Source organism: Stenotrophomonas sp. P5_B8, assembly GCF_054049855.1.
Genome location: NZ_JBFULO010000857.1, coordinates 1 through 611, shown reverse-complemented (window position 1 = coordinate 611; position 611 = coordinate 1). Strand labels below are relative to the sequence as shown.

Genomic DNA, 611 nt, shown 5'->3' with positions numbered 1-611 from the left:
GCATACTGGTGACGCACGCAGGCTGGCGAGGCGTATTTCTTGTCAATCTTCCGATCGGCCTGATCGGAATGTATCTGACGCTGCGGCATGCGGCGCCCTCTGGCGGCCGTCATCAGCGCGATCTCGACTGGCGCGGACAGGCGGCTGCGATCCTCGCGCTGGCAGCGATGGCCACGGCGCTGATCGAAGCCGGCCAGCTTGGGTGGCGACATGGGCTGGTGCAAGGTGGCGCGCTGCTGGCCGTCCTCGCGACCCTGGCCTTCCTCCGGATCGAAGCCCGCAGCGCTTCGCCCATGCTGCCATTGACATTGTTCCGTATCCGTACGTTCTCCGTCGTCTCGCTGGCAGGTGTAGCGGTGAATTTTGCGTACTACGGCCTGATTTTCGTCTTCAGCCTGTTCTTCCAGACACAACAGCATCTGTCRCCACAACAGGCCGGGCTGGCCTTCCTTCCCATGACGGTGGTGCTGATGGCGGTCAATGTGTTGGCAGGGCGTCTCATTGCACGCGTCGGGCCGAGAGTCCTGATGGTGACCGGGCTGCTGCTGGCGGCGCTCGGTTACCTGTTGTTGATGCCGGTCAGCATCGGGGGCGGCTACGCGCCCTTGATC

At 63.6% G+C, this 611-nt stretch carries 1 protein-coding gene; it reads left to right on the top strand.

What is annotated here, in order from left to right:
• A partial coding sequence (locus tag ACXJKH_RS21850; RefSeq protein ID WP_457322524.1) for an MFS transporter occupies positions 1–611 on the top strand: 611 nt, incomplete at both ends.